The sequence below is a fragment of the Streptomyces sp. MB09-02B genome (genome assembly GCF_033794485.1).
GTDB lineage: Bacteria > Actinomycetota > Actinomycetes > Streptomycetales > Streptomycetaceae > Streptomyces.
This window is the reverse complement of record NZ_JARGEE010000133.1, coordinates 1-21,153: the sequence shown is the minus strand read 5'-3', so window position 1 is coordinate 21,153 and position 21,153 is coordinate 1. Positions and strand designations below refer to the sequence as shown.

Here is a 21,153-nt window from a genome sequence, read left to right as displayed (position 1 = left end):
CGCCGAGACCGCCAAGCTCGCCCCCGTCGGCGTGGAACTCCCGCCCGGCGGACGCGAGCTGGTGCTCAAGCCCGACCCGGACGTGCTCAAGGGCGAGGACACCGAGTACCCGGTGTTCATAGACCCCCAGTGGTACACGCCGCGCGCCACCGCGTGGACGATGGCGTCCAAGTACTGGGCGTCGTCACCGCAGTGGAAGTTCAACGGCAAGCACGACGCCGGCATGGGCTACTGCAACTGGGACTACTGCGCCCCGCACGACACCAAGCGGCTCTTCTACCGGGTGCCCACGTCCAAGTACGCGGGCCGGACGATCCTGTCCGCCGAGTTCGTGGTCCGCAACACCTGGTCGGCCTCGTGCTCGAAGCGCGAGGTCGAGCTGTGGCGGACGAAGGACATCTCCTCGTCGACGACATGGGATTCGCAGAACGCCTCCGGGTTCTGGATCAAGCAGCTGCGGTCCAGCTCGTTCGCGTACGGCTTCAGTGGCTGCGCCTCCAAGGACGCCGAGTTCGACGTGAAGGCGGCGGTGCAGGAGGCCGCGAACGGCAAGTGGCCGACGATGACGTTCGGGCTGCGCGCCGGCAGCGAGAGCGATGCGTACGGCTGGAAGCGGTTCTCGGACAAGGCGTACCTGCGGGTGAAGTACAACCGCCCGCCGCGCCAGGTGAAGATGTCGCAGCTCGCCATGGAGTACGGCGGCACCTGCAAGGCACCCGAGAACAAGCCCCGGGTGCGCACCCTCGGCAAGATCTACGCCCACAACATCACCGACCCGGACGACGACAACATCGCCCTCCAGTTCCAGGCGTCCTGGGACTCCGGTGACGGCAAGGGCGTGATCGCCCGGTGGAAGCCGGACCGGACCGGCTACAAGAAGTCCGGTTCCAGCTTCTCGATCGGGCTGCCCTCGTCGGTGCCGAAGAACAAGACGGTCAACTGGTACGTCCGGTCGTACGACGGCGCCCAGTACTCCCCGTGGTCCCACGGGGGCAACGCGACGGGCTGCTACTTCGTCTACGACACCAGCGTGCCCAGGGCCCCGTCGGTCGGCTCGGGCCAGTATCCGGCGTCCGACCCGGAGGACCCGGAGGACCCGTGGTACGACGGGGTCGGCCAGTACGGCACGTTCGCGATCGACTCGCCCGAGTCCGACGTGGTCCGCTACCGCTACGGCTTCAACACCGACCCGTCCGGCTCCCACCAGGTCACCACCAGCGCCGGCGCCGCCAAGTCCGTACAGCTGCTGCCGGCGAAGCCGGGCCTGAACTTCGTCACCGCCCAGGCGTTCGACCAGGCGGGCAACGGCTCCGAGATCCGTACCTACCAGTTCCGGGTCAAGTCCGGGCAGCCCGAGCGGGCCACCTGGAACCTCGACGAGGGAGCCGGTGCCACCACGGCCGCCGGCACGACGTCCCCGCGGACCGTGCGCCTGCACGGCGGGGCCACCCTCGGCGCCGAGGGCCGCACGGGCACCGCCCTGCACCTCGACGGCACGTCCGGGTACGCCGGCTCCGACCTCACCGTGGTCGACACCTCGGACAGCTTCTCCGTCGCGGCCTGGGCCCGGCTCGACCGGATGCCGGACAACGCGGCGATCATCGCCGCCCAGCCCGGCAACCACTCGCCCGGCTTCGAGCTGTACTACTCCAGGGATTTCGACCGGTGGGTGTTCAACCAGTACACCTCCGACACGGCCGGGGCCTCCATCGCCCGTGCCATGGCCGCCGCCCCCGGCGACGCCAAGGCGGGTGAGTGGACCCATCTGGTCGGCGTGTACGACGGCAAGGCCAAGCAGCTGCGGCTGTACGTGAACGGCAAGCTCGCCGGCTCCACCGCGTACTCCACCGCCTGGGAGGCCCGCCGGGGCCTGCAGTTGGGCGCCGGTGTCTACAGCGGCACCCACAAGTCCTTCTTCCCCGGCACCCTCGACGACCTGAGAGTCTTCGACCGGGCGGTCAGCGCCACCGAGGCGGCGCGACTCCAGCAGAACCAGGAACTCACCGGCGGCCGTCCGGCCCGCGCCGTCTTCCCGCTCGACGAGGAGACCGGAGCCACCGAGGTCGTCGGCGCCGCCACCGCGCAGCCCCTGACCCTGCACGGCGGCGCGACCGCGGGCACGGGCGGCGTCGCGGGCAACGCCCTCGGCCTCAACGGCACGACGGGGTACGCGGCCACCGACCGGCCGGTGCTCAACACCGCCGGCTCCTACACCGTGTCGGCCTGGGCGAAGCTGCCCGAGGGCGGCGCGACCGGCAACCGCACCGTGCTCAGCCAGAGCGGCACGTACTACAGCCCGTTCTATCTGTCGTACGAGTCGGAGGCGAACACCTGGAGCGTGCGGACCTCGCTGCAGGACGTCGAGGCGGGCAACATCAGCGAGCAGGTGGTGCGGGGCACCCAGCCCGCGCGCCCCGGTGAGTGGACCCACCTGGTGGCCGTCCACGACGCCACCGCCCAGCAGATCCGCCTCTACGTCAACGGGCGCCTCCAGGGCACCGACGCCGCGCCCAAGGCGTGGGAGGCCCAGGGTGCCGTGCAGGTCGGGCGGACCGTCTGGCAGGGCAGGTACGTCGACCACTTCTCCGGGAGCATCGACGACGTACGGCTCTTCGACCGGCCCGTCGCCGACGACGAGGTCCGCCAGATCTTCCAGCGGCGGCCCCTGGTCAAGAGCCGCTGGACGTTCGAGGCGACCACCGGCACCGGCCCCGTCACCACGCCGAACGCGGCGGGCGGCGGTCCCCTCACCCTGAACGGCGGTGCGAAGAAGTCCGACACGGCCTTCATCGACGACGGCGGCCTGGAACTGGACGGTGTCGGCGGCTACGCGGCCACCACCTCCGTCCCGGTCGACACCAGCGCCAGCTACACCGTCGCCGCCTGGGCGCAGGCAGCCGCGCTGCCCAAGCACGGAGTGACGCTGGTCAGCGCCGAGGGCTCCGCCCAGAACGCCTTCGAGGTCCGCTTCGTCCCGCACGCCACCGACCCGGACGGCCTCGGCCACTGGGAGCTGACGGTGGCCGACAAGGACGGCTCGGACGCCACCGTCGTCCGCGTCGAGAACAGCGAGTTCTTCGACGCCCGGGAATGGAACCACCTCGCCGTGGTCTACGACGGCTTCGCCAAGCAGGCCCGGCTGTACGTCAACGGCACCCTCCAGGTGGTCTCCTGCGGTGACGACGGCGACGGCGACGGCGAGACCGACGAGGACGCGTGCGCGGACCAGGTCTCCTGGGCGGAGAACACGCTGGCCTTCAAGGCGGCCAAGTCCCTCCAGATCGGGCGCGCCAAGAACGGCGGCTCGTGGGGCGAGTACTTCCCCGGCCTCGTCGACGACGTGTGGACCTTCCAGGGCGCGCTGACCGACGAGCAGATCGAGAAGCTCGCCACCACCTGGTTCGACGTGCCGACCGAGGTTCCGGGCGTCGGCTGACGGCCTACGGCTCCACCCTTTCTTCCTTCCCGGCCCGTCCCTCTGGGGACGGGCCGGTACACCTCCCACGAGGATTGACGATCACTCATGTCTCCAACATCCCGATCGCGACTGCGTTCCGCAGTGCGACGCAGGGTGGCGCTGACCCTGTCCGCCGTCATGGTGGGCACGGTGCTGCAGACCGCCGCCGCTTCCGCGACCATCCCGAGGACCCCGACCGCCGGGCGTGACCTGCCCGGCCTGCCGTCGGCCGAGAAGCCCGTCAAGGGCAAGGACATCCGCACGGGCGAACACCGCCCCACCGCCAAGGGCCCCAGGACGCCCCGGGCCACCCCGAAGGCCGCCTGGCCGAAGGAGGGCGCGGCACTGGTCAGCGTGACCGGCGCCGAGTCCTCGAACCGGGCGGGCGCAGACAGGACGCCGGTGCGGTTCACCACCCGTACCGCCGACCGGACCGCCAAGCGGGCTGCCACCCAGGACCCCGCCGACCGGGCCACCGCCCAGGACACCGCCGCCCAGGAAACCCCCGCCGCCCGCGTCCTCGGACACACCGCCGCCCAGCGCGCCGGCGTGGACGGGGTGCTCTTCACCCTGGAGGGCGGCGGCACCGTCGACGCCCGGCTCGACTACTCCTCCTTCGCGGAGGCGTACGGCGGCGGCTACGGGTCCCGCCTCACGCTGGTGGAGCTTCCCGCGTGCGCCCTGGACAAGCCCGACAAGACGGAGTGCCGCACCGCGACCCCCGTCGAGACGGTCAACGACACCGAGCGGCAGACCCTGACCGCGTCGAAGGTGGCACTGCGCTCCTCCGGCCCGACGCTGTTCGCGGCCGTCGCCGCCGCCGAGGAGACCGCCGGCAAGGGCGACTACTCCGCCACCCAGCTGTCCCCGTCCGCGACCTGGGACACCGACCTCAACACCGGTGACTTCAACTGGTCGTACGACATCCCGGTGCCGGAGGTTCCCGGCGGGCTGACCCCGGACCTGGGGCTGTCCTACCAGTCGGGGCGGATCGACGGGCAGACCGGCACCACCAACAACCAGTCCTCCTGGGTCGGTGACGGCTTCGACCTGTGGTCCGGCTTCATCGAGCGCCGGTACAAGCCGTGCTCCGACGACGGGGTGAAGAACGCCGACGGCGACAAGCCCGGCGACCTGTGCTGGGGCTACGACAACGCGTTCATCACCTTCAACGGCAAGGGCGGCGAACTCGTCCCCACCGGTGAGGACGACTTCCGGTTCAAGCAGGACGACGGCAGCCGTATCAAGCGCCTGCGCTCCGCCGAGCGCGGCAACGGCGACGACAACGGCGAGTACTGGCGCCTGACCGACCCGGACGGTGTGCGCTACTACTTCGGCTACAACCGGCTGCCCGGCTGGGCCGCCGGCAAGGAGACCACCGACTCCACCTGGACGGTCCCGGTCTTCGGTGACGACTCCGACGAGCCCTGCCACAAGACGGCCTTCGCGGACTCCTGGTGCCAGCAGGCGTGGCGCTGGAACCTCGACTACGTCGAGGACCCGCACGGCAACGCGGTCGCGTACTACTACGACCAGGAGAAGAACTCCTACGGCCGCAACCTCAAGGCCAAGGACGACACCCGCTATGTGCGCGGCGGTTCCCTGGACCGGATCGAGTACGGCCTGAAGTCCGCCGACCTGTACGGCACCAAGCCGCTCGCCAAGGTCGACTTCACCACGTCCGAGCGCTGCCTGCCGGACGCGAAGACCACCTGCAAGGACATCGGCAAGGACGCCTTCTACTGGTACGACACCCCCTGGGACCTCAACTGCGAGGAGGGCAAGGACTGCGACCGGGGCAGGCTGTCCCCGGTGTTCTTCACCCGTGACCGGCTGACCGGTGTCACCACCGAGGTCCTCAAGGGCGACGCCCCCGCCAAGGTCGACTCCTGGAAGCTGGACCACAGATGGGGCAAGGCCGACGTCGACTACCAGCTGCTGCTGGACTCCGTACAGCACACCGGTCACTCCGCGACCCCGGCGATCACCCTGCCGAAGACCACCTTCGGCTACGCCCAGCTCGCCAACCGGCTCGACAAGACCGGTGACGGCTACGCGCCGTTCATCAAGTCCCGGCTGTCCACCGTCGCCGACGAGTACGGCGGCCAGGTCGACATCAACTACTCGGAGCCCGTCTGCTCCTTCGATGCGCTGCCGACCCCGGAGAAGAACACCACCCGCTGCTACCCGCAGTTCATCGGCGGCGACGCGGACGACGCGCCCGAGCGGCAGTGGTTCAACAAGTACGTCGTCACCTCCACCGTCAAGACCGACCGCACCGGCGGCGCACCCGACAGCGTGACCCGGTACGAGTACCTGGGCGGCGCGGCCTGGCACTTCGACACCGACGACGGCCTGACCAAGCAGAAGCACAAGACGTGGTCGCAGTGGCGCGGCTACGGCCATGTGCGGGTGAAGACCGGCGGCCAGGGCGGCGCCATGAAGAGCCAGCAGGACACGTACTTCCTGCGCGGCATGGACGGCGACCGTGAGTCCGGCTCCGGCGGCACCAAGAAGGTGTCCGTCTCCCTCGACAGCGGCGAGGGCGACCCGATCACCGACCACGAGTCGGCGGCCGGCTTCGCCTACAGGACCGTCGCCTACTCGGGCGTCGACGGAAAGGCCCTGTCGAAGACCGTCAGCCGGCCCTGGCACCACGAGACGGCGAAGAAGGCGCGCGACTGGGGCACCGTCACCGCCAACCTGACCGGGACCGCCCGGACGCAGTCCTGGACCTCACTGGACGCCGGCGCCGGCAGTTCCTGGGCGTCGACGGCGACCGAGTCGACGCACGACACCGTCGCCGGCCGTGTCATCCGCGTCGACGACCTCGGTGACACCGGCACCGCGGCGGACGACCGCTGCACCCGCACCACCTACGCCCCCGGTGACCTCCTCACCCTCGTAGCCCGGGAGGAGACCGTCCTCGGCGCCTGCTCCCGCACCCCGAACCGTGCCAAGGACGTCGTCTCCGACGTGCGCACCGCCTACGACGGCGGCGCGTACGGCGTGGCCGCGACCAAGGGCGAGGCCACCGCGTCCGCGACGCTGAAGAGCCACGACGGCAGCACGGCCACCTACCTGGAGTCCAAGGCCACCTTCGACTCCTACGGCCGGCAGCTCACCACCACCGACCTGACCGCCGACATCAAGATCACCGGCACGGGTGAACCCGTCCGTACGGCCCGCAAGGACGGCCGGACGACGACCACCGCCTACAGCCCCGCGAGCGGCTTCCCCACCAAGGTCACCGAGACCAGCCCGCCCGCCAAACCGGGCGTCGGGTCCACGGCACAGACCACCGTGACCGAGTTCGAGGCACTGCGCGGCCGCCCGTCCGCCCAGGTCGACCCCAACAACAAGCGCGCCGAGTTCCAGTACGACGCTCTCGGCCGCTCGCACAAGATCTGGCTGCCCGACCGGCGCACCAGCCAGACCCCGAGCCACGAGTTCACGTACTTCATCGACGAGAACAAGCCGGCCGCGATCCGCACCCAGACCCTCGACAACAACGGTGGCCAGCGCGCCTCGTACGTCATCTACGACGGCTTCCTGCGCGAGCGCCAGACCCAGGAACCTGGCCCCGAGGGCGGCCGGATCCTCACGGACGTCTTCTACGACGAACGCGGCCTGACCGGGCGGACGTTCGCGCCGTACTTCAACGACCAGGCCGCCCCCAACCGCGACCTGTTCAAACCGGCCGACGCGCTCACCGTGGAGACCCAGACCTGGCACACCTACGACGGGCTCGGCCGGGAGACCGAGACCCGGGACGTCGCCGGCAACGGTGACGGCGGCGCCGTCCTCGGCACCACCCGCACGATCTACGGCGGCGACCGCACCACCGTCATCCCGCCGGAGGGCGGCACCACGACCACCGCGATCGCCAACGCCCGCGGTCTGGTCACCGAGCTGCGCCAGCACCACGCCCGCAGCGCCGACGCCGCCTACGACACCACCAAGTACGGCTACACCCCGAAGGACCAGCTGGAGAAGGTCACCGACCCGGCCGGCAACACCTGGGGCTACGCGTACGACCAGCGTGGCCATGAGACCCGGACGGAGGACCCCGACCGGGGCACCACGATCCGTGACTACGACGACCGCGGCCTGCTCACCACCACCAAGGACGCGCACGGCACCGTCCTCGCCCACCTCTACGACGGCCTCGACCGCCGGACCGAGCTGCGGGAGGGCTCCGACACCGGGACCCTGCGCGCCAAGTGGACGTACGACACCGTCAGCGGCGCCAAGGGCTTCCTCGCCGAGGCCACCCGCTACATCGGCGGCGACGCGTACACCTCCAAGGTCACCCAGTACGACCGTCTGTACCGCCCGATGCGCACCGCGGTCGTGGTCCCCGAGCGGGAGGGCGCCCTCGCCGGCACCTACGAGACCGGTACCGCCTACCTGCCTTCCGGGCTGGTCCAGGGCGTGAGCTGGTCCGCGGCCGGCGCGCTGCCGGGCGGCGGCTACTCGTTCGCCTACGAGCCGGACACCCTGCGGCCCGTCTCGGTCCTGGGCGACGGCTTCAAGGCCGAGACCGGCTACTCCAAGACCGGCAAGCCGCTCCAGTACAAGATGTACGGCACCGCGGCCGGGGCCAAGCCGGTCCAGGTGACCAACACCTACGAGTGGGGCACCCAGCGCCTGGCGACCTCCCGGGTCGACCGGCAGGACGTGGCCGGGGTCGACCGGCACAACAGCTACCGCTACGACCAGGCGGGCAACATCCTGTCCGTCTCGGACACCTCCCGCTCCGGCACCGACACCCAGTGCTTCGGCTACGACCACCTCCAGCGGTTGACCGAGGCCTGGACGCAGGGCGACAAGACCTGCGCCACCGCCCCGTCCGGCGGCGCGGTGGGCGGCCCGGCGCCGTACTGGCAGTCCTACACCTACGACAAGACCGGCAACCGTCTCACCGAGACCCTGCACGACCCCTCGGGTGACAGCGCCAAGAACACCGAGCGGACGTACGCCTACCCGACGCCGGGCAGCGCCCACCCGCACGGCCTGGAGTCGGTCACCACGCGTCGCCCCGACGGCACCACCGCCAAGGAGTCCTACGGCTACGACGCGACCGGTAACACCACGACCCGCGGCGGTCAGGAACTGGACTGGGACGCCGAGGGCCATCTGGCCAAGGTCACCGAGGGCGGGAAGGTCACCGAGTACGTCTACGGCGCCGACGGAAGCCGGCTGATCGGCCGCACGGGCTCGGCGACCACGCTCTACCTCGGCCACACCGAGGTCACCCTCACCAAGGGGGCGGACAAGCCCAAGGCCACCCGCTACACCCCGCTCGGCGGTGGCCACCAGGCCGTCAAGTCCGACAACGGGGCCATTTCCTTCACCCTCGCCGACCACCAGGGCACCGGCCAGCTCGCGGTCGACGCCGCCACCCAGCAGCTGACCCAGCGCCGCACGCTGCCCTTCGGCGGCACCCGGGACACGGCACCGACCGCATGGGTCGGCTCCAGGGGCTTCGTCGGCGGCACCGACGAGACGTCCGACACCGGGTTCGTCCACCTCGGGGCCCGTGAGTACGACCCCACGACCGGCCGCTTCCTCAGCGTCGACCCGGTCATGGACCTCACGGACCCGCAGCAGCTCAACGGCTACGCGTACGCCGAGAACTCGCCGATCACCTTCAGTGACAGCAACGGTCAGTGGAAGTGGTGGGACAACACCGTCAAGAAGGCCAAGCAGGTCGGGTCCGGCCTCAAGAACGGCGCCATCGACGGCTACTACGACGTCGCCGAGAGCGTCTACACGGTCACCGACACCTTCGGCTGGACGAGCGGCAACGCCCAGAAGATCAAGAACGACCGCGCGGGCAAGGGTCTGGTCAGCGTCTACAACACCATCCGGGGACCGGACCAGGGCGGTGCCTGGTACAAGATCTCTTACTGGATCGGCAAGTTCCTGGTGCCGTTCCTGCCCGGGGCGTCCGGCGTCGGCGGCGGCGCCAAGGCGGCGTCGAAGCCGGGCAGCGTCGTCAAGGCCGTCAAGGGTGTCCTCGGGCACCTGTTCTCGGGCGCGGCGAAGAAGTCGGCACCGCCGAAGGCGGCACCGCCGAGGATCGTTCCCCGTCCCGGTGTCAGCACCCGCGGCGTCGGCGGCAAGAGCGCACCCACTGTGGAGGTCCAGAAGGCCCCCACGGGCTGGACCCATGCCAGCCAGATGGAGGAGGCATCGTCCCAGGTCGCCGACTTCGCCCTCAAGAACTACTCGAGGAGCAAGAAGGGAAAGACCTATGTCGGCGCCTACAACACCGAGACAGGGGACATCGCCCTCGCCCAGTCCGGCGGATGCAAGCCCGGACCCAGTTACTGTGCTGAGGGCAACGCCGTTCGGGCGCTCGGCGGCGACCCCACGAAGGTGCGGTTCACCATCGCCTACACGGTGAAGGAGGAAGCGGGCGGCCATCGGGTGGCGGTGATGAAGCCGGTCTGCAGGCAGTGCCAGGTGGACTACGGGTCTCCGTTCCAGTTTGAATCAGGCGCCGTTCCCGAAGAGGGCGGCATCTGGTGGCATCAGTTCTTCTAGAGGGGGATGAAATCCGTGAATGCCATGGAGTTGGAGATCGGTCTGTACGACTGGTCCAAGCTCCCGTGCCGTGGGTGCGGCTCCGCGGAGCACGTCCCCGGGGAGCTGCTGCGGATGGCCCGTGCGCAGACGCCGGAGGAAGCGGTGCCGAGGGACATCGAGTTCCATGTGATCCAGGACAGCTGGGCGACGGAGACCGCCGTCCCGGTCGCCCGGGTCCTGATGGCCGCGCTGGCCGACCCGCGGGTGACGTCGGCGGCCCGGCATCATTGCCTCGACCTGCTCTCCTCGTTCGTCGTTGTGGATGACGACGACATCGCGGAAGCGTGCAAGGACGCGGCGCGGTCCGGCATCTGGACGCTGTACGAGGAGGTGCTGTCCGGCAGGGCCCCCGGGACCGCCCTGCTGGCCTACTGGGTCCTGTACGAGGTGGAGACCGTCCCGGCGCGGCTGGAGCGGCTCCTGGAGGCGGCGCGGCATCTGCTGCCGGACGACCTGCGCATGGACTGACAGGCTGACGAGTGAACGGGCAGGACATCCGCCGAGGAGGTGGGTGCCCTGCCCGTTCGCGTCACGTTGCAGGGGAACCCGGCGCCGTTCCGGCGCCGGGCGGCATCTGGGAGAGGCAGGGGCACGAGGGGATGAAAGCCGTGAACGCCATGGAGTTGGAGATCGGTCTGTACGACTGGTCCTCGCTGCCATGCCGCAGTTGCAAGTCCGCGGACCACGTCCCCGGTGAACTGCTGCGGATGGCCCGCGCACAGACGCCGGAGGAAGCCAAGCCGAGGGACATCGAGTTCCACGTGCTCCAGGACAGCTGGGCGACGAAGACCGCCGTTCCCGTCGCCCGAGCGCTGATGGCGGGCCTGGCGGACCGGAGCGTCCCGCTGGCCGCCCGGCATCATTTCCTGGACTTGCTGAGTTCGTTCGTCGTTGTGGATGACGACGATATCGCCGAGGCTTGCAAGGACGCGGTACGGGCCGGCATCTGGTCGCTGTACGAGGAGGTTCTCTCGGGCCGGTCCCAGGACACTGCCCTCTTCGCCTACTGGCTCCTGCTGGAGGCGGAGACCGCGCCGGCCAGGCGGGAACGGCTCCTCCAAGTAGCGAGGGATCTGCTGCCGGAGAACCTTCACCTGGACGACTGACAACTGACACGGGAACGGGCAGGACACACGCCGAGGAGGCGGTGTCCTGCCCGCTCCCGTTTCATGTCGCGGGCCGCCGGCGGGGCGCATCCACGTCACAACAGAGTGCTGACGGATTGCTCGCGTCTACCCTCACCTGTATGACGACCGATTGGATGGCGGAGTACCAACGCATGGCTCGGGGACGACGCTTTGATGGACTCAGCCGTCCACCCGCGAGGCAGGTCGCCTCCCCGCCGCCGCTGTCCGAAGCGGAGATCTGCGAAGCGGAGGCGGAGTTGGGCATCGCGTTCCCGGACCAGTACCGAGAGTACTTGCTCCGGCAGAGCGCCGGCGGCGCGGTGAACCGCCTATGCCGATCTGCGGCAGGCTGGGGCTGGCATGGGGACTCAAGCACCAACTACGACCTGCTCACCACTGACTTCCCGCATCCCAGCTCCTACCGCGCTTACGAGGATGAGCTGGACGCGCGCGAGCCGCTGACGCAGGACTTCTCGGACCACAACGCCTACCGGGCGGCATGGGAGCAGTGGGACGCTGAGTACGGGGTGTTCCAGGAGCGCAAGACGTCCGGCGCTGTATTCATCCAGGAAAACGGTTGTGGCTTCTCGACCCTGCTCGTTGTCACCGGTCCGCACCGGGGCTCACTGTGGTTCGACGGCCGGGCCACCTGCGACCTGATCCTTCCTCTGAACCTGGGCCGTCAGCCCGTGTCCTTCACGGACTGGCTCGCTCGAGGGTCCATGAACCTGGTCAGCTGGTGAACGTGGCCGGGCGGATCCGGTCCGGCAGCCCGGTCGCAAAGTCCCCAAGCTGACCATTAGTTGGTCCACCGCGCGAGAGTGACGCAAAACCTGTGGTTCCTGGGCGCGTTGAGCGCCGTCCGCGTCGCGACGCGGAGCATGGATGGCGCTCGACGAATGCTGGCCGTAGCCGTCGCCCACCAGCCTTTGTGGACTGCGTGGTGGCGGAGAGTACGGCTCGGTTCGCTCTCGCCGGCACGGCGACGAGGGAGCGCGCCGCCCTTCCTCCGCAGGCGACTGCGTGGCGAAAGTGCACTGGCTGCGATCGCTCGCCCCACAGTGCCGTAGCAAGCGTCGCCGAGACCGTCGACCCCGCCGTCATCGCCACCAGCAGACGCCGAGTAGCACCCCGAACGTGGCCGATGCCAGTTGCGAGGCCGCCAGCGACACGACGCCGCTCGCTTCCCATGCGAACAGGCACGCGCGGAGTGAGCCGATCCTGCGGTTGTCCAGATCGCACAACTCTCCTCAGTAGGCCGCAGCGCTGACCTGCGCACCATCTGCACGATCGCGGCACGCGCGGCCACCAACTGGCCACCACCTGGCGCAACGGACACTGGCCGTCAACCCTCGGACCTACGCATTACGATGCATAGACCACCGACGTCCGGTTTGACCGAATCCCAAGGTCAATATAAGCCAAGAACCCCAGGTCAAAGGCTTGGCCAGGGGTTCACCATGGAGCCACCTTCGGGATTCGAACCCGAGACCTACGCATGACGAGACCATGAGCGATCGTGTTGCCTGGTACCTCGTCGTGCTGCGTGGTGACGTTTTTCCTGATCAGACCACGTGCGACAGGTTGGCCCGTGCCACCCTGTGATGCACCATCCAAAGGCGTCTGTCCACCGGCTGTCCACCGACAGGGCCGCTTGGTCGACTCCCTCCCGCCACCCATCGCTTCTGGCGAAACCCCCGGCAGGGGGCGGAGCCCGGCATGAGGGCGACTGTCCATTTCTCACAACGGGCGACCACGCGACACGTCACCCGTGAACGCCACAGCCTCCATCCATAACGGAACCTAATGATCGAAACGATATCTGTCATCACTGATGATTGGTATCATTTCGCTGGAAGGAGCACCTCCGAGAGGATCACCACATGGCCAGAACCGTCATCGACCTCGATGAAGACATGGTCACCGAGGCCATGCGCATCTTCGGGACCAAAACGAAGGCCAAAGCCGTACGCCTCGCCATGGAAGACGCCGTCAAACGGCACCTGCGGCAGGAGGGCTTCGACGCCATGGACGCCGGCGAGCTCGACTTCAGCGAGATCGTCGAGAACACCGGCCCCCGCAACGCAGACGGCTCCCTCAAGCACAATGGCGACCGCGACGGAGGCCGGGCCGCCTGATGCAGGACCGCTACCTGATCGACAAGTCCGCCCTCGCCCGCTGGACGAAACCGAGCGTCAAGGAGGTGCTCAAGCCTCTGCACGAGCGCTACCTCCTCGCCGTATGCCAGCCCACCGAGTTCGAGATGATCCACTCCGCACGGGACAGCTCGGAAGCGACCCGGATCAGCACCTGGCTCCACGCCTTCGACTACCTCCGCACCGACGACGACACCTTCACCCGCGCTCTCGAGATCCAGCGCCATGCCCTCAACTCAGGCTTCCACCGCGCTCTGTCCCTCCCCGATCTGCTGATCGCCGCCACAGCAGAACTGCACCGGCGAACAGTCCTCCACTACGACGGCGACTTCGACATGATCGCCTCCCTCACCGGCCAACCCACCGAATGGGTCGTCCTGCCCGGCACCGCCGACCGATGAAGCAGCTCGGCTTTCCCTTCCTCCGATGAGCTGCGTAGGTGCAGTGGCGCGTGGCCGTGACGGCGGTGGAACTCTTCCTCAGCTCCAGTTCCATGCCCGGCAGGTAGAGCGTGGTCGCATCCGCAGTGGTGCGTTTGATCCGCGCGCCGCCCGCGTCGTACAGGAACGGAGGTCTCGGTACCGTCGGCCTCGGTGGTGGTCGCCCCTCGGGGTGACCCCGGATCGCGGGGCGCCGGATGCTGCGGGCCCGGTTGTCAACCGACGATGGCTACTGGTGCGTCCCATGCGTTGCGGTCGACGGTGATCGTGTAACCGCCGCGCGTCTCTTTGCTGTTGACCATGTACTGGTGACCGCGGCTGTGGTTGGTGAACAGCTTGGTGTCCCACGGCCATTCCTTGGTGGTGGTGTTCTGCTTGTCCCACAGTGCGTACCAGAGGTTGCCCGGCAGGTCCGTCTTGTCCGTAGCGGTGGCGATGGCCTTGGCGCTGGAGCTGCTGAAACCGTAGAAGCCAGCGCGGTAGGTCTTGGCACGCAGCGTCTTGGTGAAGGAGCGGACGTACGTCAGCACGACGTCGTTGCACGCCTTGTCGGTGATGTCGTACGGCTCCATGTCGAGGTAGATCGGGCTGCCGGCCTTCATGCCGAGTGCCGAAGCCTTGGAGACGGCGTCATTGGCGTTGCTCGCGCCGAGGGTGGCCGCTGTCGAGGCGGTGAACTTCTCCGGGTTCGCGCTCTTCTGGCAGGGCGGCTGGGCACCGACGTACAGCGGGATGAGCTTCCAGCCGAGGGAATTGACCGACTTCACCCAGGAGGTGGTGAGGTTGGGCTGGGCGCAGCCGCGGTTCTACCTCCCATATACACCGCGATAGCGCCGTAGAAGCCGGTGTTCCAGGCCTTCATCGCCGCGAGGGACGGCGCCGTGCAGGCGTCGAAGGCCCGGCCCGTGTACGTCTTCTGCGTCGGCCAGGCCGGAGCCGCCATCGACGTCTGTGCCGTAATCCCGGCGCCCGCGACGACAGCAGCGCCTGCCGTCGTCCATGCGATGTAGCGGCCCTTTCTGGACAACCGGTGTCTGGACATCCCCACCCCATTCAGATCGTGGCTCGCGACCGCAGTCGATACGTGCACAGGGATCAACGCGTGCCGTACGCAACATAGTTAGGGATTGGAATAGCACTCGGTTATCGCTGTAGCTGTGCGCTACGGCTCCCGGTTGAATGCCTCGCACCCTACCCCGATCCAGAGATCGCCATCGAACGTGCGTGTCAATAGACGGGCAGCCGCCCCCGGCCCCAGCGCTTCCACGGGATTACCGGCCATGAAACCGCAGCGTCCGCGGGTTCCGCGACCGCCCTGTCCCCGGGCAGGATCCGTCATCGTCTACCGGATGATCTCCAACCGGGACAGCGCCGATTCCTCCTCGGCAGGATGTCCGGTCAACTCGTCGATCCGAGTGCAACCGCGCACGTCAAAGCTCCGTGCAGAACAGCCGCACCCATCTCAGAAACCGTACGCAAGCGCTCCGTAGACCACGCATGCGAGGAAGCCGCAGACAACGAGCCCGAGCCGTACGGCCGACAGTGCGAGGCAGACACGTATTGCTCTGGCGCCGCCTTGGCCCCCAAACCGGCCCCGGAGCAGTGCCGCGGTGACCGCGAGCGACACCAGGAGGAAAGCGGCAAAGGCGAAGAAGGGTATGCCGTCAGCCAAGGACATGTCGTAGTCCTCGGTAGTTCCCGGAAGCAGCAGGCCGATGCCCACCGATACGAGCGCGGTGAGCGATGTGGTGACCGTGTCCAGGGCAAGAGCGATGGTCCACCCGGGGCCCAGCCGCTGTACTGACGAGTTCATTGAGCAACGCTTTCTCTGATGATGTGGGGAGGCCGGGCGGCCACGTCTACGTGGCCGCCCGGCGCAGGGATGCATATCAGGCCAGGGCCGGAGCCCTGGGAATTCTTCGTCAGCGCATGGCCAACTTGCGGTTCCTCAAAGCCTTCTTGCACCTACTGCAGGTTGCATCGTGCGCGCCCCACCGGGTCCACGCGGTGATCTGGCTGCCGATCTTCCGGCCTACCTTGTTGTTGTAGTAGTCGACCTTCGAATCTCTCCCCTTTGCCCTGTCCTTAGAATTCTTGTGCTTCTTCTCGTGGGCATCCTTCGCCGCCCATGACTTCGACCATCGCGCCGACGTTGGACCGGCACAGGATCGCGTCCGGTTCCTGGACGCGATCGAGGCGGGTGCTGATCGCCGGGGTGCCGGTCAGCCGGATCGGGGAGTCGACGATATGCAGCCCCCGGTTGGCCTCCTCGGCGAGCGCGGAGCCGAAACGGAAGGACTGGGACAGAGCCAGTTGGGTGCCGTCGAAGCCGCTCATCACGTCCCGGGCTCCGCGCCAGCCGTAGATCGCCTGGGCCGAGTCGCCGACCATCACCAGCTGGGTGTGACTACGCTGGGAGTTGAAGACCTTCTCGACGACAGGGTTAGTGTCCTGGGCCTCGTCGAGCAGCAGGAAGTCCGCTTCGATCCTGGGCTCGGTCAGGGCCCAGATCTTCAGGTAGTGGTCGTGGTCGAAGCGGACGACGCCTCCCTGGGGGTTTTGGACGTCTCCCCAGGCCCGGTTGGCGTACGGCAGCACGACGTCGACGAGTTGGGCGTGCAGGTCTTCGGCTTCAATGCCGTGCAGGCGCGGGACGTGGTGGCCCTGGATAGTGCGGTCCGCGGACTGGCAGAAGCGGGTGACGGTCCGCAGCGCGGTATAGGAGAGCGCCTTGTTGGTGACGTTCCGCTCGCCGATGCGGATGCGCATGTTGATGGCGATGCCCAGGGATGCACCGGTCTTCCAGCCAGGCACCCGGGGCGCGTTCATCCGGGACCCATACCTGTGGCCCACGGCGCCGAAGGCCAGCGAGTGCGCGGTCTTGCACCGCACATTGCTGGGGAACTTGTGGGCCGCGTCGTTCGCGATCGACTTGTTGAACGCGATGTACCGGCCGGATTTGGCCGTGGCGGCCGCGAGCATCGCCAGCGTCGTCGTCTTCCCGGTTCCGGCGCCGGCCTGCAGGACGAGGTGATCCCCGCGCCGGAAGGTATCGACGGCCGCGCTCTGCTCGGGAGTGGGCGCGGGCATCGTGCTCCTCAAAGGGTGGTGCCGCTTCATAGCGCGATCGAATGGTGACACATAGAGATGATCTACGTCCGGCAATCGCAGAAATGCACTGCCCCTTCCTCGCTTGCCGACCCACAATGACTGCATATTGCCTGCATCGCTGCTAAACTAAAGGCATGACCGCGATCACAATTCGGGATGTCCCGGACGACACAGTCAACGCCCTGAAAGTCCGCGCCGCACAGGCCGGCAAGTCGCTCCAGGCGTACGCCCTGGACCTGCTCGCCCGGGAAGCCGCTAAGCCCACCCTCGCGGAGATGGCCGCACGCCTGGAGCGTGAAACCCGCACCGAGCTCAGTACGACCGACATCCTCGACGCCGTCGAGGATGGGCGGGACCGACGTTGATCGTCATCGACTGCTCCAGCCTTGTGCACGTCCTCCTCGACCACGGCAAGACCGGAACCGCGATCCGTGAGCGGGTGGGCCGAGCCGACACTCTCGCAGCGCCGGGCCTGCTGGACTACGAGATCACCTCGGCCGTCTTCGGGCTGGCCCGCGGCCGGCGAGGGGAGAAGCCGAAGATCACGGAAAAGGAGGCGCTGAAGGCGATCACCGATTACCAAGCCCTCGCTCTCGACCTGCACCCCACGCTGGTCCTGTGGCAGCGCGTACGCGAGCTGTCGAACAACCTCTCCGTATACGACGCGCATTACGTGGCCCTCGCCGAGAGCTTCGGTGTTCCGCTGATCACCAGCGACGCCAGGATCGAGCGGAGCGGAGCAGTACGCTGCACGCTCGAGACCTTCGGGGCATCCAGCACCTGACCCCGGCAGCACCAACGCGCAGAATTCCACGACCCAGGAACGGTCTGTGAGGTTCCAAGGCTGTCGCACTGGGTCTGGCCTCGGCGTCCGCCGCACCCCGATCAGATTCGGGCACTCCCCTTGCCTTGAGCCTGAGCGGATCCGTCCGGGAGGTCAGGCCAGTGCGTAGCCCTGGGCGAGCAGGGCTTTGCGGAACGCGGGGAGCTTCTCGGCGGGGACGGCCAGCTGCCGCTCACCGAGGCGGGCGCAGAGGGCGCGCAGGCGGCGGTCGCCCGCAAGGAGCGTAGCCAGGGCTTCGTCGGCGCACTCGATGAGGTGGACCGGGCCGGTGTCGCGGACCTTGCCGAGGCGGCGTTCGGTGTCGTCCAGCAGGGCGGCGACGGTTTGTGGCAGCGGCTGCGAGGACGCTTGGGCAAGGTGACACCGGAGCTCCTTCACGGTGCGCTTGGCGTCCAGGGCTCTCAGGAGGGAGGCGGCGCTCAGGGCCCACACCCGGTCGGAGGTCTTGTCGGCGAAGGCGTCAAGGAGCAGAGCGTCGGGTAGGACGCAGTCCGTCGAGGGCGACGATGTCGAAATTCGGCAGGACCTTGACGCTGCGGCAGTCTGTGTCGACGGGGGCCGACGCGGGAATGCAGACGGAGGCGCGGCCGGTGGCGTACGCGCTGAGTGGGTTCAGGCGCAGGGCGAGCAGACCGTCATAGCGGGAGAGTTGGTCGAGGTCGTCGCCGCCCCAGTTGTCGCAATAGTCCTCGCGGGCGCCGACGGGCGGAACGTACTCGATGTCGATGAGGCCGAGGGTGGCGGCGTACTCGAACAGGACGGCGAGTGTGTAGCGGCCCTGGAGCAGGGGCCAGTCGTGGAATCCGTCGTAGCCGAGGCTGCCGTACTGCGGGTCTTGCAGGTACAGCTTCCACAGGGCGCGGTCGCTGCGCGCGATGGTGAAGTCGAGCCCGCTCTTACGCATGGCCGCGAACAGGTCGTCCACCTGGGTCCACTGCCCCGGTGCGCAGGCGGCGAGGGCCTCACCGACCGTCTTGCGGCGGGGCCCTGCGGCGGACAGCACCGCCGCCGCGCGTTGGCCCTTGATCTCCTCGATACGGGAGAACTCGTCCAGCACGGCGCGGTTCAGCCACCTCTGCCACAGGAGCCTCAGGGCGTCATGGGGCGGCTCGGTCAGGGCGGCCCGCCCGCGGGTGGTCAACGCCAGTTTCCCTGAGGCGAGTTCGGCGAGACCTCCGGCCTGGAGCAGCAGAGGCCAGGCGAAGGCGGCGATGGGATCGGCGGGGTAGAAGTCGCCGTCCTGCAGGATCTCGGCGACAGCCGTCACCGCGGCCGCACTCAGGCGGTGTGTCGTCTGGCTGCACCGCAGCTTTCCGGCCGCGCACAGCTGCAGTACGGCGAGCAGGTTGGCCTGCGCCTCCTGCTCGGTGCACCGCACTGTGCTGCGCGGCGCCTGCTCGGTTGTCACAGCTGATGCCTCTCCCCTACCTGTGCTACAGGTGGGCGATGTAGTGGTAGTTGTCCGCGCCGCAGGTCCGCTCAAGCTGCCGCACGATGGCGCGGGGGTCGTCGTGGGGGCCGGAGATGTAGAGCGGTTTGCCGTCCTGGCCGTAACGGATCTCGGGCAGGTCGGCCGGCGCGGGGCCCAGGTGCCCGGCGGCCGCATCGAATCCTGTGTGACCGAGAGCCGACGCACCGGCAGGACGGATCCCACGCCGCCCTCGCGCACACTGTGCAGCTCCGAATGAGGGAGAGATCCGGCGTCTTGTTTCCGCTCCATGAGCAAGGGGTGCGCGATGGCGTCGGTTCTGGGAATTCTGGAGGAGCGGGAGACAGCGGCCCGTGTGCGGGTGGAAGGGCTTCGGGAGGAAGTCGCCCGGTTGGCTGCGGTGTTGGAGGCCGCCGAGATCGAGCTGGACCGGCGGGTGATCGCGCGGGAGGAGCTGGTCGAGGCCCTGGCCGTGTCCGCCGCCGAGACGACTGCCGTCACCGAGGCGGAGCAGGAAATCGTGCCCTCGCCCGCGCCGGTGCCGGGCTCGATCGTGCCGCCTTGGCGCGAAGGCTTGCCGGTGACGGTGCTGGCGCCGGACTACCAGCGGATCCTGGGCGTGCTCGATGAGCGGCAGCCGGCGGGCCAGGGACCGCTCAAGGCCATGGAGATCGCGGTGGGGCTGGGCCTTCAGACGACGTCGGCGAAGGTCGAGGGGTGCGCTCGAAGGCCAGGCGCCTGGCGGAGCGCGGGTGGCTCGTGCAGGAGGCGTCGGGGGCCTTCACTGCCGGTCGGGGGCCTGTGGCCGTGCCAGGCGACGGCTCATCCGCGTGACCATCGACCACCGGATCATCGCCTCGCTGCTGGCCGGCAACGTCTCGTAGTCCCGGGCCAGTCGGCGCGAATGCATCAGCCACGCGAACGTGCGCTCTGCCACCCAGCGCCTGGGCAGCACCACGAATCCCGTCATGTCGTCGGTGCGCTTGACGATCTCCAAGGTCAGGGCGAGTTTGTCCCGGCACCAGTCGACGAGGCCGCCGGTGTAGCCGCCGTCGGCCCAGACCAGGCAGATGTCACGGTGCAGGCCGCGCAGCCGGGTCAGCAGGCCCGTCGCAGCATCCCGGTCGCCGATGTTCGCGGCAGTCACCGCGACGACCAGGAGCAGGCCGAGGCAGTCGGTCACGATGTGCCGTTTGCGGCCGCCCACCTTCTTCCCGCCGTCGTAGCCGCGTGAGACGGACGGCACCGAGGCCGCGGCCTTCACCGACTGCGCATCGATGATCCCGGCCGTCGGCTCCGCCTCACGGCCCTCCCGCTCACGCACCCGTCCGCGCAGCCGGTCGTGGAACTCGGTGATCAGCCCGTGCTCGCGCCAGCGGCGGAAGAAGGCGTAGACCCGGCCCCAGTCGGGGAAGTCCGCGGGCATCGCCCGCCAGGAGATCCCGCCCGCGACCAGGTAGCGGATCGCGTCCAGCAGCTGGCGGTGGCAGTAGCCCTCGGGCTGCCCGCCCCGGCCCTTCAGCCAGGCCGGCACGGGCAGCAACGGCCGGACAGCCGCCCATTCCGCGTCCGTCATGTCGGAGGGATACCGGCGTTCCCGGTCCGGATGGTCGGCCGCGTTGCCGTACACATGCGCGAGGCAATCACACGATGGAGCAGCCGAGTTGAACTGAACGGGTTCGGACGCGTACAACAACGACACCAGGGCCTCCCGGCGCTGCTCGGTCAGATTCGCATCCCCGAGCTACCGAGAGGCCCTGTCTTCATGCGCGTACACGGGGGAGATCACCCCGGCGGGAAACCTGTTCGACCCGCGCGTTCCATGATCGGTTGAGATACGGCTTCTCAGCTTGACTCTGTCGGGGATCTTGGAGTTTCGCGGTGCGGCAGCATGGCCAACGGGCATGCTCGGGTAGTTCCGTTGGCCGATGCAGCTGTCGAGGTGCTCGTTGTCCCTCCGCCCCCGTTCCGGTGAGCAAGTCCCGCCTCTGACTG

Annotated in this window: 14 protein-coding genes and 2 pseudogenes; 9 read left to right on the top strand and 7 right to left on the bottom strand. The window is 68.6% G+C overall.

Annotation, left to right across the window (positions count from 1 at the left end):
• The 7 genes from P1P70_RS20000 to P1P70_RS19970 all read left to right on the top strand — a co-directional run.
• Positions 1-3,436: LamG-like jellyroll fold domain-containing protein (locus P1P70_RS20000; RefSeq protein ID WP_319239639.1), on the top strand; the 3,436-nt coding region annotated here is incomplete at its 5' end.
• 87 nt (positions 3,437-3,523) lie between these two features.
• Entirely contained in the window at positions 3,524-10,009 is a 6,486-nt protein-coding gene (locus P1P70_RS19995) for an RHS repeat-associated core domain-containing protein (RefSeq protein WP_319239636.1), read from the top strand.
• Between the two features lie 6 nt (positions 10,010-10,015).
• On the top strand, positions 10,016-10,519 hold the full coding sequence (locus P1P70_RS19990; protein ID WP_319239632.1) for a hypothetical protein: 504 nt from the start codon (positions 10,016-10,018) through the stop codon (positions 10,517-10,519).
• A 131-nt stretch (positions 10,520-10,650) separates the two neighbouring features.
• Positions 10,651-11,157, top strand: coding sequence for a hypothetical protein (locus tag P1P70_RS19985; protein ID WP_319239629.1), 507 nt, complete (start codon positions 10,651-10,653; stop codon positions 11,155-11,157).
• Between the two features lie 140 nt (positions 11,158-11,297).
• Positions 11,298-11,921: an SMI1/KNR4 family protein gene (locus P1P70_RS19980; protein ID WP_319239625.1), complete on the top strand. Its 624-nt coding sequence runs from the start codon at positions 11,298-11,300 to the stop codon at positions 11,919-11,921.
• A gap of 1,140 nt (positions 11,922-13,061) precedes the next feature.
• Positions 13,062-13,316 carry a type II toxin-antitoxin system VapB family antitoxin gene (locus tag P1P70_RS19975; protein ID WP_045563117.1) on the top strand — a complete coding sequence of 85 codons (255 nt, stop codon included), beginning with the start codon at positions 13,062-13,064 and terminating at the stop codon, positions 13,314-13,316.
• On the top strand, positions 13,316-13,735 hold the full coding sequence (locus P1P70_RS19970; protein WP_319239620.1) for a PIN domain nuclease: 420 nt from the start codon (positions 13,316-13,318) through the stop codon (positions 13,733-13,735). The genes P1P70_RS19975 and P1P70_RS19970 overlap by 1 nt, the downstream gene beginning before the upstream one ends.
• A 254-nt stretch (positions 13,736-13,989) precedes the next feature.
• On the opposite strand, the pseudogene P1P70_RS19965 reads toward P1P70_RS19970, so the two are convergent.
• The 4 genes and pseudogenes from P1P70_RS19965 to P1P70_RS19955 all read right to left on the bottom strand — a co-directional run.
• Positions 13,990-14,816, bottom strand: a pseudogene (locus tag P1P70_RS19965) (glycoside hydrolase domain-containing protein).
• Between the two features lie 420 nt (positions 14,817-15,236).
• Positions 15,237-15,587: a hypothetical protein gene (locus tag P1P70_RS19960; protein ID WP_319239617.1), complete on the bottom strand. Its 351-nt coding sequence runs from the start codon at positions 15,585-15,587 to the stop codon at positions 15,237-15,239.
• Positions 15,588-15,696: 109 nt separating this feature from the next.
• On the bottom strand, positions 15,697-15,966 hold the full coding sequence (locus P1P70_RS45815; RefSeq protein WP_413471498.1) for a DUF6973 domain-containing protein: 270 nt from the start codon (positions 15,964-15,966) through the stop codon (positions 15,697-15,699).
• A pseudogene (locus P1P70_RS19955) lies at positions 15,902-16,864 on the bottom strand (UvrD-helicase domain-containing protein); the annotation flags it as partial. The gene P1P70_RS45815 and the pseudogene P1P70_RS19955, both read right to left, overlap by 65 nt.
• 155 nt (positions 16,865-17,019) lie before the next feature.
• On the opposite strand from P1P70_RS19955, the gene P1P70_RS19950 reads away from it, so the two are divergent.
• Entirely contained in the window at positions 17,020-17,250 is a 231-nt protein-coding gene (locus tag P1P70_RS19950) for a FitA-like ribbon-helix-helix domain-containing protein (protein ID WP_030353291.1), read from the top strand.
• Positions 17,247-17,669: a type II toxin-antitoxin system VapC family toxin gene (locus P1P70_RS19945; RefSeq protein ID WP_319239610.1), complete on the top strand. Its 423-nt coding sequence runs from the start codon at positions 17,247-17,249 to the stop codon at positions 17,667-17,669. The genes P1P70_RS19950 and P1P70_RS19945 overlap by 4 nt, the downstream gene beginning before the upstream one ends.
• A 153-nt stretch (positions 17,670-17,822) precedes the next feature.
• On the opposite strand, the gene P1P70_RS19940 is transcribed toward P1P70_RS19945, so the two are convergent.
• The 3 genes from P1P70_RS19940 to P1P70_RS19930 form a co-directional block, all read right to left on the bottom strand.
• Positions 17,823-18,161 (bottom strand): helicase-associated domain-containing protein, encoded by a 339-nt coding sequence (locus P1P70_RS19940; RefSeq protein WP_319239608.1) that lies wholly within the window; start codon positions 18,159-18,161, stop codon positions 17,823-17,825.
• Between the two features lie 28 nt (positions 18,162-18,189).
• Positions 18,190-19,137: a hypothetical protein gene (locus P1P70_RS19935; RefSeq protein WP_319239605.1), complete on the bottom strand. Its 948-nt coding sequence runs from the start codon at positions 19,135-19,137 to the stop codon at positions 18,190-18,192.
• 802 nt (positions 19,138-19,939) lie between these two features.
• Positions 19,940-20,734, bottom strand: coding sequence for an IS5 family transposase (locus P1P70_RS19930; RefSeq protein WP_319239602.1), 795 nt, complete (start codon positions 20,732-20,734; stop codon positions 19,940-19,942).
• Positions 20,735-21,153 lie beyond the last annotated feature (419 nt).